The 13,695-nt window shown below is 72.7% G+C and carries 12 protein-coding genes; 4 read left to right on the top strand and 8 right to left on the bottom strand.

The genetic code is table 11. The features are described from left to right. Positions 1-12 precede the first annotated feature (12 nt). Complete coding sequence (locus Aiant_RS36645; RefSeq protein ID WP_189331666.1) at positions 13-1,191, bottom strand: metallophosphoesterase; 1,179 nt, start codon at positions 1,189-1,191, stop codon at positions 13-15. A gap of 21 nt (positions 1,192-1,212) precedes the next feature. After that, positions 1,213-1,908 carry a nucleoside/nucleotide kinase family protein gene (locus Aiant_RS36650; protein WP_189331665.1) on the bottom strand — a complete coding sequence of 232 codons (696 nt, stop codon included), beginning with the start codon at positions 1,906-1,908 and terminating at the stop codon, positions 1,213-1,215. Positions 1,909-2,009: 101 nt separating this feature from the next. On the opposite strand from Aiant_RS36650, the gene Aiant_RS36655 reads away from it, so the two are divergent. After that, entirely contained in the window at positions 2,010-2,378 is a 369-nt protein-coding gene (locus tag Aiant_RS36655) for a hypothetical protein (protein WP_189331664.1), read from the top strand. A 208-nt stretch (positions 2,379-2,586) separates the two neighbouring features. Here the strand turns inward: Aiant_RS36655 and Aiant_RS36660 are convergent, their stop codons facing one another. Next, entirely contained in the window at positions 2,587-3,240 is a 654-nt protein-coding gene (locus tag Aiant_RS36660; protein ID WP_189331663.1) for a hypothetical protein, read from the bottom strand. 239 nt (positions 3,241-3,479) lie between these two features. Between Aiant_RS36660 and Aiant_RS36665 the strand changes: the two genes are divergently transcribed. Genes Aiant_RS36665 through Aiant_RS36675 form a run of 3 tightly spaced genes read left to right on the top strand, consistent with a single transcriptional unit; the run spans position 3,480 to position 6,551 of the window. Next, the gene (locus Aiant_RS36665; RefSeq protein WP_189331662.1) at positions 3,480-4,274 is read left to right on the top strand and encodes a polysaccharide deacetylase family protein; all 795 of its coding nucleotides are present in this window, start codon (positions 3,480-3,482) and stop codon (positions 4,272-4,274) included. Between the two features lie 7 nt (positions 4,275-4,281). Then, positions 4,282-5,241 carry a glycoside hydrolase family 26 protein gene (locus Aiant_RS36670; RefSeq protein ID WP_189331661.1) on the top strand — a complete coding sequence of 320 codons (960 nt, stop codon included), beginning with the start codon at positions 4,282-4,284 and terminating at the stop codon, positions 5,239-5,241. Then, positions 5,238-6,551 carry a right-handed parallel beta-helix repeat-containing protein gene (locus tag Aiant_RS36675; RefSeq protein WP_189331660.1) on the top strand — a complete coding sequence of 438 codons (1,314 nt, stop codon included), beginning with the start codon at positions 5,238-5,240 and terminating at the stop codon, positions 6,549-6,551. Before Aiant_RS36670 ends, Aiant_RS36675 begins: the two co-directional genes overlap by 4 nt. Before the next feature lie 918 nt (positions 6,552-7,469). Here the strand turns inward: Aiant_RS36675 and Aiant_RS46125 are convergent. The 5 genes from Aiant_RS46125 to Aiant_RS36700 form a co-directional block, all read right to left on the bottom strand. Then, positions 7,470-7,796 carry a substrate-binding domain-containing protein gene (locus Aiant_RS46125; protein WP_229830272.1) on the bottom strand — a complete coding sequence of 109 codons (327 nt, stop codon included), beginning with the start codon at positions 7,794-7,796 and terminating at the stop codon, positions 7,470-7,472. Between the two features lie 160 nt (positions 7,797-7,956). Then, positions 7,957-10,365, bottom strand: a complete 2,409-nt coding sequence (locus tag Aiant_RS36685; RefSeq protein WP_189331659.1) for a hypothetical protein — start codon at positions 10,363-10,365, stop codon at positions 7,957-7,959. A 35-nt stretch (positions 10,366-10,400) separates the two neighbouring features. Next, complete coding sequence (locus tag Aiant_RS36690; RefSeq protein ID WP_189331658.1) at positions 10,401-11,705, bottom strand: glycosyltransferase family 2 protein; 1,305 nt, start codon at positions 11,703-11,705, stop codon at positions 10,401-10,403. Beyond that, positions 11,702-12,649, bottom strand: a complete 948-nt coding sequence (locus Aiant_RS36695) for a glycosyltransferase family 2 protein (protein ID WP_189331657.1) — start codon at positions 12,647-12,649, stop codon at positions 11,702-11,704. The genes Aiant_RS36690 and Aiant_RS36695 overlap by 4 nt, the downstream gene beginning before the upstream one ends. A 32-nt stretch (positions 12,650-12,681) precedes the next feature. Then, entirely contained in the window at positions 12,682-13,680 is a 999-nt protein-coding gene (locus Aiant_RS36700) for a glycosyltransferase family 2 protein (protein WP_189331656.1), read from the bottom strand. Between the last annotated feature and the right edge of the window lie 15 nt (positions 13,681-13,695).

Here is a 13,695-nt window from a genome sequence, read left to right on the forward strand (position 1 = left end):
CGGCTCAGCCGATCATCCAGCCGACCGCAGGGTGAGCAGGGTGATCTCGCTGGGCGCGAAGATCCGGAACGGCGGACCCCAGAAACCGGTGCCCCGGCTGGTGTAGAGCTGGGTGCGCTCCGAGTGCCGGGTCAGGCCCTGGAGGGCCGGCTGGTCGATGCGGACCAGGTAGTGGAACGGCCACATCTGACCGCCGTGGGTGTGCCCGGACAGCTGGAGGTCGATGCCGTGCGCCACCGCGCCGGAGATCTGCTGCGGCTGGTGGGCCAGCAGCAGCACCGGCAGCTCGGGGTCGGCGCCGGCCAGCGCGGCCTCGTGGTCCATGTGGTGGCCCGGGACGCCGGAGCCGGCCGCGGTGCGGTCGTCGACGCCGGCCACGACCAGCGAGTCGCCGCCGCGGGAGACGACGAGATGCCGGTTGTGCAGGGCCTCCCAGCCGAGCGCGGACATGTGCTCGACCCAGCCCTGTGCGCCGCTCATGTACTCGTGGTTGCCGGTCACGTAGACCCGGGCCAGGCCGGCCCGCACGTCGCCGAGCGGCGCGGCCATCTCGCGGCGCTGCTCGACCTCGCCGTCGGCGATGTCACCGGTGTGCGCGACGATGTCCGCGTCCAGCGAGTTGATCACCTCGGTCACGCCGCGGGACCAGCGGGCGCGGTCGATCGGGCCGTAGTGCGTGTCGGTGATCAGCACGACCCGCAGGCCGTCCAGCCCGCGGCCGAGCCGGGGGATGGTGACCTCCACCCGGCGGACCCGGGAGACGCGCATCGCCTCCACGTAGCCATGGACCAGCAGGATCAGGGAGACGACCAGGACCGCGACGGTGACCACCCGGGAGCGGACCGGGTCGGCGACCCCGGCGAGCGCCAGGACCAGGCCGAGGAGCTGGCCGAGGATCGACCAGACGAAGAGCACCCAGATCACGCCCAGAGCGGTGTCGGCGACCCGGGCGGCGGCGTCGTCGCGCCGGCCGTGCCCGCGGAACATGAGCACCGGGAAACCGGCCGCGACCAGCAGGAAAAGGACCGTGCCGGCGAGGAACACCGGGGCCGGCCAGGCGTTGCCGGACCAGACCAGGGTGGCCCACGGCACACCGAAGAGGAGGGCGATGACCGCCGTGAGAATCACACCGAACCGGGCGCCGGCCCGTCGCCGCCGAGGCTTCGCCTCGACCGCCTCATCCACTGACATGCGAGCAAGCATGCCACCGCCTCACGACAAAAACCCGTCCGCGGGATCAGCGGCCGGCGAACACAGCACCGCGGACGGGACGACCAGGTCGGCCCGGTCCCGGGTGGCGGCGATCAGGGTGGCGTTGCGCTCGTCGGTGCCGGTCGCCCAGGCCGCCGCGGCCTCCGGCGTCTTGCCGAACAGGACGTGCCGCGCGATCAGCCGCCGCAGTCGCTCGCCGTCGTCCAGGTCGGTGTACCAGACCTCGCCGAACACCTCCCGCAGCCCGGCCCACCGGCCCTCGCCGAGCAGCAGGTAGTTCCCCTCGGTGACGATCAGGCGGGCCGCCCGGGGCACGCCGATGGCCCCCGCGATCGGCTGCTCCAGGACCCGCTCGAACCCCGGCGCGTACACCATGTCGTCCTCGTCGGCGAGCAGCCGGCGCAGCAGCGCGGCGTAACCCCAGCCGTCGAAGGTGTCCGGCGCCCCCTTGCGGTCGCGCAGCCCGAGCCGGTCCAGCTCGACGTCGGCCAGGTGGAAGCCATCCATCGGCACGTGCGCCACCCAGCTCCCGGCGGTCAGCCCGGGCGGCGGCGCCGGGGCGAGCGCGGCCAGCAGTGACTCGGCCAGGGTGGTCTTGCCGGCGCCGGGCGGCCCGGCGATGCCGAGCACCGCACGCCGGCCGCTGGCGACGAGGGACCGGGCCCGGTTCACCAGATCGGGGAACGTGCGCGTCATACCGGAGACCGTACCGGCGGTCGGATAGACGACTGGGACGCGAGATGGGCGGCAGCGGCGGGGACTCTGGCGGAGTTCCCTCGATTACCGAAAGGACATAGATGATTACGCCTAGTGCGGCGGTGATCGCCGCGATCCTGCTCCTGCCGGCGCCGGCCACGGCCGCGCTGTCGCAGGGGTCGCCGGCCGGTGCGGAGGCGGTCGGCGGCTCCTCGGTGGCGCGCGGCCCGGACGGCGCGTCCTACTTCGGCGACCGGTCCGGCCGCGTCCTGCGGGTCGCCCCCGGGCAGCCGTCCCAGGTCTACGCCACCGGACTGCCCGGGATCATCGGGCTGTCCTGGGGCGCCGACCAGCGTCTCTACGCCCGCACCACGACCCGCAAGCGCCTGCACGCCACGGTGCTGATCCAGGTCAGCCGCACCGGCGCGCACCGCGTGGTCGCCGTCGAAACCCCGGAGGCCCGGCGCTAGTCACGGTCCGCTCGCCGATGGCGATCGTCGATTTCCGGTACGCCGGGAGCGGTCCCGCCGCGCTCGTCCGGCGCGAAGCGATCCCGGGCCGGGACCGCTTCGCGCGTACCGGAAATCGGCGCATCGGGGAAGGGCGGACCGCGCGCGGGCCCGCGGACCGCTCAGCCGAGGCCGGGGAGAGCGGACCTGAGCCGGTCCGCGGACCGGTTCAGCCGAGGCCGAGGCGCAGCCCGGCGACACCGGCCGGGGAGAGCGGGCGTGAGGTGGCGCGGGCCAGGTCGGTGCGGACGCCGTCGGGGAGCTCCTCGCCGAGCGCGCAGAGCGCCGGGTAGAGATCGAGGACCTGGCGGTGGCTGAGCGCCCCCGCGCCGATCAGCAGGCCGTTGAGCGCGGTCGGGGTCTGGCCGAGCTCGCCGCAGAGCTCGGCGCGCCAGTGCGGGTCGTGGATGTGGTCGGCGAATTCGCGGGCGATCCGGTTGCCGGCCGGGGAGCGCAGGCCGCCGAGGGTGCTCTGCCGGTGCCGGCTGATCGGCGGGGCGAGCCGGCAGGCGATGCCGAGGCGCCGGGCCAGCTGCGGCACGGTGAGCACGTCCAGCCCGGCCGCGCACCCCTCGCAGAGCCGCTGGAACGTCTTGGCGTGGATGACCGAGGCGGGCCGCTGGCAGGCGCCGTCCAGGCCGCAGGACGGGTCGAGGATCACCTCGGTGAGGGTGCCCTCGTGGTCGAACCGGCCGACCGCGAAGAAGGTCGCCGGGGCGGTGCGGTAACGGGCCAGAGCGGCACGGGCACTGACATAGCCGTCCGCGTCGACGCCGATGCGTGGCACACCGGCCTCGGTGTGCAGCTGGATGAGCCGGAACATGGTGCACGCTCCCGGGGTGAAGCGAATTCGGTGTCGTCCTCCGGTACGTCAGCCGCGGCGCAAAAGTTCAGTCATCACACTGTGTAACTGATTCGTGACAGTGTTTGCGCTGGCAGGCGTGCCGGAAGCAAGCGAAGGTTACTCCGTGTAGCGGAAATTGGCTAGGGCGAACGGGGGAGGTCGCACGATCGGGGATTTGGGTACGGTGAGTTGCCGAATGCCTGTTCGAAGGGGGACTTGTGGGCTGGAGCACGTTGCCGGCGCTGATGTATCACTCGGTCTCCGCCGTGGACGGCCCGCTGCGTGATCTCGCCGTCCCGCCGGACCGGCTCGCCGAGCAGCTCGACGCGCTCACCGCCGCCGGCTACCGCCTCGTCGGCCTCACCCAGGCGCTGGACGAGCTGCGCGCCGGCAGCACCGACAAGCTGCTCGCGGTCACCTTCGACGACGGCTACCGCGACTTCCTCACCGCCGGCGTCCCCGCGCTGCGCTCGGCCGGCGCCGGCGCCACCCTGTACGCCTCGGTCGGCCACCTCGGCGGCCACGCCGGCTGGCTCGGGCAGTGGTCACCCGACTTCGGCCCGATGCTCACCTGGGACGAGCTGGCCGAGGTGGCCGCGAGCGGCGTCGAGATCGGCAACCACAGCCTGATCCACCACCCGCTCGACGTGCTGTCCCCGGCCCGGCTGCGCGACGAGGTGTACCGCAGCCGTGAGGAGCTGGAGCAGCGGCTTCAGATCGAGGTCCGCTCGTTCGCCTATCCGCACGGCTACAACAGCGGCCGGGTCCGTGAGGTGGTCGAGGCGGCCGGGCACGACAACGCCACCGAGGTCGGCTACCGGGTGCACACCCCGCGCGAGCGGCGGTTCGCGGTGCCGCGCTTCCAGCCCACCCCGGACCACACCGGCGCCGATCTGGTCGCGCTGGTCGAGGGCCAGGGGCCGGCCCTGGTCCCGGCCCTGAAGCGGTGTGCCCAGCCCGGCTGGCGCCTGGTCCGCCGGGTCGCCCGCGCGGCGGGCCGGAACCTGACCTGAGGTGAGCGTGCCGATCTCCCGTCTGTCCCGGCGGAACCTGCTGCTGCTCGCCGGGGCGTCCGCGCTGCCGCTCGCCGGTTGCACCGCCGCCGACAAGCCGTCGTGGCCGCCGGTGCCCTCCTTCTCTCCGCCGCCCTCCTCACGGACCGGCGGCAAGGTGATGCTCGGCGCCTACGTCGCGCTCAAGGGGGTGCCCGCCGCCGACGGCCTGGCGCTGCGCCGCCGCCAGCTCGGCCGCGACCTGCGGATCGTGCACCGCTACTACTCGTGGACCGACGAGCTGCCCACCCGGCTGTCCTACCTGCCGCCGAAGAGCACGCTGATGCTCTCCTGGCGCGGCCCGAAGCTCACCGACATCACCAGCGGCACGGCCGACAAGCTGATCACGGCGGCGGCCCGCCGGCTCGCCGCGGGCCGGCGGCCGGTGCTGCTGCGCTGGGCCTGGGACATGAACCGGGACTTCTACCGCTGGGCCGGCGCCGCCAACGGCCGGTCCCCGGACCAGTACGTCGCCGCCTGGAAGCGGCTGCACGAGCTGTTCGGCAAGGCCGGCGCGGACAACGTCTCCTGGGTGTGGAGCCCGAACTGGAACACCCACCCGGAGGAACCCTGGAACAATCGGGACGGGTACTACCCCGGCGACGACGTCGTCGACTGGGTGGGCGTGTCCGGATACTCCCAGGGCGAGACCCCGGAGCAGATGTTCGACCCGGTCTACCAGACCTATGCCGCCCGGAAGCCCATCATGCTCACGGAGGTGGCGGTGGCGGACCGCGGCGGCAGCAGCAAGCCGGACTGGATCCGGGGGCTCGCGGGCTGGGTGCGGTCGCGGCCCGCGGTCGGCGCGGTGGTCTGGTTCGACACCGACACGCACCCGGGCTCGACGGAGAAGTGGCGGATCGACTCGGACCCGGCCAGCCTGGCGGCGTACCGGGCGATGGCCGCCGATCCGGTGTTCGGCGCGTGAGGCGGATCGTCCTCGCGGTCATGGTGCTGGTCCCGGTGGTGGCGCTGGCCGCCTGGGCGCTGTCGCGGCCGTCCGGTCCGGCGAGCAGCCCGGCCGGCTACTGGGTCTCGGCCTACGGCGACGACACCGGGGACGGCAGTTCCCGGCACCCGTGGCGGTCGGTCACCAAGGCGGTCAGCGCGGTCCCCGAGGGCGCGACGATCTACCTGAGGGCCGGCGACTACCGCCCGTTCACGGTGGACCGGCCCGGCCTGACGATCACCAGCGCGCCCGGGGAGAAGGCGACCGTCGTCGGCCAGTCCGGCACCCGGGACGTCGTCCTGGTCACCGACGACGACGTGACGCTGCGGAACCTCGAGGTGCGCGGCTGCGTGCCGAACCCCGCCCCGGACGCGGCGGAGACCGGCGACCACGGCAGCGGCGTGCGGATCCACGGGACCACCGGGGTCACCGTGCAGAACGTGCACGTGCACCACAGCGCCGGGACGACTGCCGCCGGGCTGCCGGTCGGCTGCTACGGCATCCTGGCCACCGACGCCCGCGGGCTCACCGTGCGCGGCAACGAGGTGGACCACAACGGCGCCGGCATCGTGGTCTCCGGCGGCGGCTCGGGCGTGCTGGTGGACGGCAACCGGGTGCACGACCAGGACCGGATCATCCACAACACGCCGGGGCCGCTGGACGACTTCGGCGGTTACGGGCTGGCGGCGACGTTCGTGACCGACGTACCCGGGCCGGTCTTCACGAACAACACGGTCGAGCACAACCTGGGGCCGTCGACGGACTACCAGGTCGACGGCGGCGGCATCGAGATCTACGACGCCGGGCACGTGACGATCAGCGCCAACACGTTCGTCGACAACGACGGCGCGCTGGAGACCGGCACCGGCTCCGGCGGCGGCTGCGACGGCAACGTGTTCTCCGGCAACAGGGTCGCGAACCGGGGCCGCGCCGGAGACCGTGCCACCGGGCTGGTGCTGCGCTGCGCCGCGGACATGCGGATCACCGGCAACACCTTCGAGAACCTCAGCCAGTTCACCTTCCTGATCTCCACGGACGGCGGCTTCGCCGGCCGGATCGACGGCATGTCGATCACCGGCAACGCGGTCGAGCAGGCGCCGGGGGTGGTGGTCCAGCGCCTCCAGGTCGCATCGGCGACCCAGCTCCCGCGGATCACCATCGACGCCAACCGCTACCGGCTGGCGGGCACGGCCTTCGCGGTCGTCGGCCCGGACGATTCCTCGGACGCGGCCAACACCCTCGACTTCCCTGCCTGGCAGTCGCAGACCCACTTCGACGCAACCTCCTAGGACTTTCTTCCCCTCGCTTCCCCTCGCTGCCCCGATGCCCGCTCGGCGATCTCGCGGACCTTCCTACGGCACGACTCGCGGCCCCGCGCGGACCGGCTCGCGTGCCAGCCGGGCAACCCCTCGATCCAACCCACTTTCGGTACGCCCCGAGCATCCGTCCCGAGCCCACCCGCCCGCGAGACCGCTCCGGGCCCGGACCGCCACGCGCCCCCGCCCCCGGCTGGCACTCAAGGCCCTGTCCGGGTACGCGATAGGGCCGTGCGGGCCAGCTCGAGAGGCTCGGGCTGGTGTTCATGGCCCTGTCCGGGCACGGGATAGGGCGGTGCAGGCCAGCTCGAGAGGCTCGGGCTGGTGTTCATGGCCCTGTCCGGGCACGGGATAGGGCGGTGCAGGCCAGCTCGAGAGACTCGGGCTGGTGTTCATGGCCCTGTCCGGGCACGCGATAGGGCCGTGCGGGCCAGCCCGGGAGACTGGGCTGGTGTTCATGGCCCTATCCGGGCATGGGAAAGGGCCGTGCAGGCCAGCCCCAGAAACTCGAGCTGGTGCCCAGTGTCTGGGCGTGGGATAGGGCCGTGCGGGCCAGCCCGGGAGACTCGGGCTGGTGTCCAGGGCCCTGTCCGGGCACGCGATAGGGCCGTGCGGGCCAGCCCGAGAGGCTCGGGCTGGTGTCCAGGGCCCTGTCCGGGCACGCGATAGGGCCGTGCGGGCCAGCCCGGGAGACTGGGCTGGTGTTCATGGCCCTATCCGGGCATGGGAAAGGGCCGTGCAGGCCAGCCCCAGAAACTCGAGCTGGTGCCCAGTGTCTGGGCGTGGGATAGGGCCGTGCGGGCCAGCCCGAAAAACTCGGGCTGGTGTCCAGGGCCCTGTCCGGGCGTGGGATAGGGCCGTGCGGGCTAGCCCGGGAACTCGGGCTGGTGCTCACGGCCCTATCTGGAGGCCGGATAGGGCCGGGAGCGCCAGCCGTGGGGTTGAGGCTCGAGCGAGCAGCGCTGGCACGAACGTGGCCTGCTCGTGCACGTGATCTGGGTTGGTGCCCTCGTCCAGGACCAGATGGGCCGCCGTGCGGCCCGGCTCCTGCCGTGGCTGGCGGATCGAGGTCAGCGGCATGGCCGTGGTCGCCGTGACGTCGATGTCGGCGAAGCCGACGATGGCCGGGGCGTGCGGAAACCGCAGCACGGCGGTCGCCGCGTGCCGCAACAGGCCCAGCGCCAAGAGGGCCTCGGCCGGTCCGCAGCGGACCCGCACGACACGCTTCGCGGCCGGAGGTGGGCCGCAGCCTCGCGAGCCGGCTGCCACGGGGCTACAAGTCGTACCGGAAAAGGATCCGTAAGGGTGTGGGCGGGCATCGCGGCAGCGGGGAAGGCGACGGCCCCAGCACCTCGGGGGTGCCGGGGCCGAGCCACCGCTATCCGGTCGTCTGATAGATGGTGACGCCGGGGGCCGCGTAGAAGACCTTCCAGTCGGCGGAGGCTTTCAGGCCCTGGGTGAGGGAGGCGAAGGAGCCCGCCGGGAGGGTGCCGAAGTAGGACGTCTGGCGTTCCATCGAGTCGCTGACCACCAGGTAGTTGGTGGGGTAGTTCATCGCCTTGACGTACTCGGTGAGGTCGGCGATCCGGGAGCTGTTGAGGTTGCCGGTGAAGTACGGGTCGCCGATCAGCGAGATGTCGACCGAGACGTGGCCCTTGTTGAAGGAGCCGTAGTTGCCCCGCAGCTTCGTCGGGAAGTTCGGGGCGATCAGGATGACGCCCGAGCCCGGGCGGGCGTGGGCGTAGAGGTAGTCGGCGGCGACGATGTCGGTGCGGGTGACGAAGTGGACCTCGCTCTGGCCCTGGAGTCCCTGGAGGCCGGCGAACATCAGGAGGCCGGCCAGGACGCCGGTGCCGATCTTCCAGGACCAGGTGCGGTGCGGCTTGCCGCCGGCCCAGACGGTGGCGACCAGCAGCGCGGTGAACGGCAGCGAGAACGCGTAGACGCGGTAGATCGCCTCGCCGCCGTAGCTGCCGCCGGCCAGGGTGGTGATCGGCAGGTAGGCGAGCAGGGCCGCGACCAGGACCGTGCCGAGGCGCTTGCGGGCGCGCCAGACGGTGAACAGGCCGGTGGCCCAGAGGCCGATCGCCAGGGCGCGGGCGACCAGGGCGGAGAACTCCTGCTGCGGGGTGCTCCAGCTCGCCGCGTTGCCGGAGGCGTTGGCGAACAGGTTGAAGTCGAAGATCGAGTACTGGCTGCTGACCGAGCCGATCCGGGGGGCCAGGAAGGCGACCAGGACGGCGCCGAAGACCACCGCGAGCAGGCGCGGGCGCAGGATGCCGAGCACCGCCAGGACCACCAGCGGGACCATCATCATGACCGGGGTGAGCTGGTGCGACACCACGATCGCGGCGTAGATGACGGTGGCCGCGGCGCCCGCCCAGAGCTTGCCGCGGCGGCTGACGTCGGGGTGCTCCGGGAGGTCCCGGGTGAGCCAGGCGCGCAGCCTCTCGCCCCGGGGGAAGCGCGTGATCTCGCCGGTCGGCGGGCCGGTCAGCCAGCGGATGACGATCACCCAGAAGGCGAGCATCAGCGGGTAGACGTAGCCCTGGGGGGAGAAGTAGCCGATGTCCACCCACATGCACATCTGCGCCATCAGCGTGCCGAGCGCGATCACCCGGCGGTTGGTGGTGAACTGGCGCAGCAGGGCCGCGGTCATCAGGCCGTTGAGCAGCATGCAGGCCAGCGAGGACCAGGCGGCGAACGAGATCGGGTCGAGGCCGGAGACCTTGGACAGCATGGCGACGACCGCGAAGAAGCCGGGCCACTGCTGGTAGATGTCGGTGGAGTCGATCAGGTGGCCGTTGTCCCGGATCAGCTCGACGACACCGAGGTGCTTGTAGGTCCAGGCGTACTCGATGGTGCCGCTCAGGATCGGGACGGTGGCCTGCATGATCGCCGGGACGGCGAGGATGCCGGCGATCAGCACCAGCGGGCGGGCCCGGCCGAACAGCTCGGCCCCGAACCCGATGCCGAGCAGCGCGAGCGCCACGAAGAAGGGGACGCCCAGGGTGGTGGAGAGGCCGTAGGCGCCGAAGTCGGCGGGGCTGAACCGGACCAGCGTGACGATCCAGAGCGCCAGGCCGGCGGGCAGCGTGACCAGCGGCAGGATCGTGGTCAGCCGGGCGCCGCCGGGCTCGCCGGGGTCGCTGAGGGCCGGGCGGGCGAAGCGGGCGCCGGAGCGCCACTGCCGGACGACCTGGACCGCGCCGGCGACCAGGGCGGCGCCGGCCAGCACGCCGAGCGACGCCGCCGGGTTCCAGACATGCAGCCAGAGGGTGAGCACGGCCGGCGCGACGCTGATCGACAGGCTCAGGGCGGTCGCCATCGACCAGGCGGTGAGCCGGTTCTGCAACGGGACGAAGCCGAGCACGGCGGCGCCCGGGGCGACCAGAATCATGGCGAGGAGCAGCACCAGCCGCGCCCCGTGGTGCGGGACGAGCTGGCCGGCGACGCCGAGCAGGCCGCCGAGGATCGCGATGGCGGCGAACTCCAGGCGGGTGTCCAGGCCGGGCGTGGCGTCGGCCGGTGCGGTCGGCGGCTTCGCCTTGCCGGCCCGGATCGGGCGCCGGATGAGCTGGGTGGCGCTGTTCTCCACCCGGGGGATGACCTGGGTCGCGGCGGCATCCGTCGTCGTCGGCAGCTGGATCTTGACGGTCTTCTCGCCGAGATCCAGGCGCATCGTCTCCTCACCGACCGGCTTCGTGGACGGCACCGGGATGATCGCGGTCGCCTCCGGGTCCGGTGACGATCCGTTCGTGGTCTCGGGCGAGCGCTGCTGCGCCATGCGGTAGGGCCTCCAGGTAAATCTGTCGGGTCAGCTCAGTGGTGCTGGCGGAGCTTGGCCCGGGCGGCACGCCGCCCCCGCAGGTAGGCGCGGGGACCGGCGATCATTCCCTTTCGGTTGGCGCCGAGCAGTTCGCGAGGAAAATCGTCCTGCAAGGTGGAGACGCGCAGGCTGTCCGAGCCGGTCAGATCCCGGTACGCCGTCGGCGCCAGCCTCAGCAGCCGCCAGATCAGCCCCGGCCGGCCCAGCAGCAGGCTGGTGTACGCGGCGGTCAAGCCGGTGCCGTACCCCACCATCTGCTTCTCCAGGCCCGCGAAGTCGCGCCGGTGGTAGTGGTGGGTGACCGCGGTCGGCTGGTAGACGATCGTCCCGCCGGCCAGCAGCACCTGGGTGAACGCCAGGGTGTCCTCGGAGCCCATGGCCGGGGTGCCGGCGCCGAGCGCGGTGTCCCAGCCACCGATCCGCTCGATCACGCCGGGCCGGAAGGTCATGTTCGCCCCGGTGCCGAACGGCGGCAGCGGGTACAGCGGGCTCTGCGGGTGCCGCGGCCCGAACACGTCCGGGGTGAACCCGCGGCCCTTGCTGTGCCCGCCGAACTGCTCGAACCAGATCTGCGCGCGGGTCTCCAGCTCGGCGGGGACGATCACGCCGGAGACCACGTCCGCCTCCGGGTGCTCGACCAGGGCCCGGGCCACCTCGGCCAGCCAGTGCGGGTCGGCCAGCTCGTCGTCGTCGATCCAGGCCATGATCTCGCCGGGGCAGGCGGCGACGGCCGCGTTGCGGGCGAACGAGAGACCGGCCTTGGGCTCCTTGAGGTACCCGACCGGGCCGCGCCGGGCCGCCGACCGGACCACCTCGGCGGTGGTGTCGGTGACCGGGGCGTTGTCCACCACCAGGATCTTGAAGTTCGGGTACTGCTGGGCGAGCAGGCTGTCCAGGCAGCGGGCCAGCGCGCCGGGCCGCTCCCGGGTGCAGATCACCACGGTGATGTCCGGGGCGGCGGCGAGCACCGCGCGCCGGCTCGCCAGGAACGCCGGCTCGGTGGCCGGGGTGAAGCCGTTGGCCGGGATGGCGGCGCCGCCGATCCGGGGGCGCACCACGTCGCCCAGCTCGTCGTCGATGGCGGCGGCCAGGTCGACCGGGCTCAGGCCGTACTCCGGTACGTCGACCAGGATGGTGCCGAGCGGCTCGGTGAAGAGCCGGACCAGGGCCCAGGCCTGCTGCACCCGGCGGCCGTCGGCGGTCGCCGGGGCGACCCGCGGCAGCGGCTGGGACAGCTCCAGGTCCAGCACGACGGCGGGGAGCGGGGTGTCCGTCTCGAAAACGGGGGCGGTGGTCACTGGGCGGCCTTCACTGCGGGGCGCCGGACGGGCCGGCGCGAGCTGATGGTTTCCACGACGCCGCCGAGCGCGGCGGCGGCCACTCCGGCGACCACGCCGCCGGCCCGCAGCAGCTGGTTCACGCCCTGGCCGCGGACGGCGCCGGTGAGGTGCCGCAGGAACGCCTTGGGCAGCGACCACAGGTAGCTGCGCTCGGCGCCGAGCGCGTCGTTCTCGTGCAGGCCGGCCATCTGCACCTTGCCCCGGCCCTCGGCGTAGCAGCGGCGCACGAAGAACCGGAAGGAGGCCCGCTCGGCGGGGACCTCGTGCTGGATGACGGCGCTCGGCACGTACATCCAGCGGCCGCCGCCGATCTGGCTCATCCGCAGGCAGAGGTCGGTGTCCTCGGGCCGGTTGCGGTCGCCGAGCTTGCCGAAGCCGACCCGGAAGCCACCGGCCGCGGCGAACGTCTCGCGGCGCACGATCATGTTGGCCGACCAGACGTTGCGGATCGGGGCGGTCTCGGTGGGCATGCCGGCGTACGACCCGCCCACGGCCCACAGGAACTCGGCCGGCATCCAGCGCGGCTCGGGGCCGGCCCAGGCCGGGACGATCGCGCCGCCGGTGCCGATCACCGACGGGTCCGCGAACGGCTCGATCTGCCGGGCCAGCCAGTGCCGGTCGGCGATGATGTCGTCGTCCAGGAACGCGATCAGCGGGGTCCCCGCGTGCTCGGCGCCGGTGTTCCGGTTGCCCGAGACGCCCTGGGGATAGGCGTTCTCCAGCACGGTCACGCCGGACAGCTCGGCCTTGGCCCGGGCGAACATCACCGGGTTGTGGTCGACGACCACGACGATCTCGTCCGGCCGGTGCGTCTGGGCCCGGGCCGACTCGAGCGTGCGCTGCAGGTACGACCAGCGCTTCTCGGTGTACGTGGGGATGACGATCGTGGTGGGGTGGGTCACGAGGGGGTGCTCCTGACGGCGGGGCGGGCGTCCTAGTTCTGTCGCGACCGCAGGTCGCGGGTGGGACGGGTGCCGAGGTCGTCGATGCCCGGGGCGCGCAGGTGGTTCAGGTCCTGGGTGGGGCGGGTGCCGAGGTCTTCGCGGCGGGCGCGGTTGACGTGCCCGCGCGGGTCCACGGTGTGCGGGCCGTCGGCGGTCGCGGCGCGGCGCGCGGCGGCCCGCTTGGCCAGCGTGGTGGCGAACAGCTCGACGCCGGCCTTGCGGCGGCCCCGGGCGCGGCCGAACTCGCTGAAGATGGTCCGCAGCACGCGGAAGCCGTCCCGGAAGGTGTTCAGGTTGCTCTGCCCGTGGATCCGCTCGTGCTCGGTGCTGCCGACCTCGCCGACCTTCAGCTTCTCCGCCACCGCACGGATGTTGATCATGGTCTCGATCTCGAAGCCGTCGCCCCACAGCTTGCTGCCGTCGGCCGGCCGGGGCAGGTCGACGTCCGGCAGGTCGAGGGCCGGGACCACGTCGCGCCAGAACGCGTTGTAGCCGTAGCAGAGGTCGGTGAACTTCGTCTTGAACAGGACGTTGACCACCAGGTTGAGCCCGTCGTTGCCGAGCTTGCGCAGCCGGGTGATGTCGTGGCTGTGGCCGCCGAAGTTGAACCGGGTGCCCTTCACGAACTGATCGCCGCCGGTCAGCTTGCCCACGAACAGCGGGATCTCGCCCGGGTCGGTGGAGCCGTCGGCATCGATCATCACGATGATGTCGCCCGTGCACGCCGCGAAACCGCAGGCCAGGGCGTTGCCCTTGCCGGTGCGGGTCTGCTGCACCACGACCACGTCGGGGCGCAGCTCGCGGGCCACCGCGACGGTCCGGTCCTTCGACCCGCCATCGACCAGGATCACCTCGGTGATCATCGCCGGGAGCTTCGCGAACACGTGCGGCAGATTCCGCTCCTCATTCAGCGCGGGGATCACCACGCTCACGGTCGGTGATTGCGGACGGTTGCTGTCGGTGTTCGTGTGCACGTGCGAAAGCTCCATGTCGGTCCCTTCCGG

Source organism: Actinoplanes ianthinogenes (genome assembly GCF_018324205.1).
Classification (GTDB): Bacteria; Actinomycetota; Actinomycetes; order Mycobacteriales; family Micromonosporaceae; genus Actinoplanes; species Actinoplanes ianthinogenes.

Excerpts from the sequence above, each read along its gene's own strand:
- Aiant_RS36660 (WP_189331663.1), bottom strand. The coding sequence starts at position 3,240 with ATGTTCCGGCTCATCCAGCTGCACACCGAGGCCGGTGTGCCACGCATC.
- Aiant_RS36645 (WP_189331666.1), bottom strand. The coding sequence starts at position 1,191 with ATGTCAGTGGATGAGGCGGTCGAGGCGAAGCCTCGGCGGCGACGGGCC.
- Aiant_RS36650 (WP_189331665.1), bottom strand. The coding sequence starts at position 1,908 with ATGACGCGCACGTTCCCCGATCTGGTGAACCGGGCCCGGTCCCTCGTC.
- Aiant_RS36655 (WP_189331664.1), top strand. The coding sequence starts at position 2,010 with ATGATTACGCCTAGTGCGGCGGTGATCGCCGCGATCCTGCTCCTGCCG.
- Aiant_RS36700 (WP_189331656.1), bottom strand. The coding sequence starts at position 13,680 with ATGGAGCTTTCGCACGTGCACACGAACACCGACAGCAACCGTCCGCAA.
- Aiant_RS36685 (WP_189331659.1), bottom strand. The coding sequence starts at position 10,365 with ATGGCGCAGCAGCGCTCGCCCGAGACCACGAACGGATCGTCACCGGAC.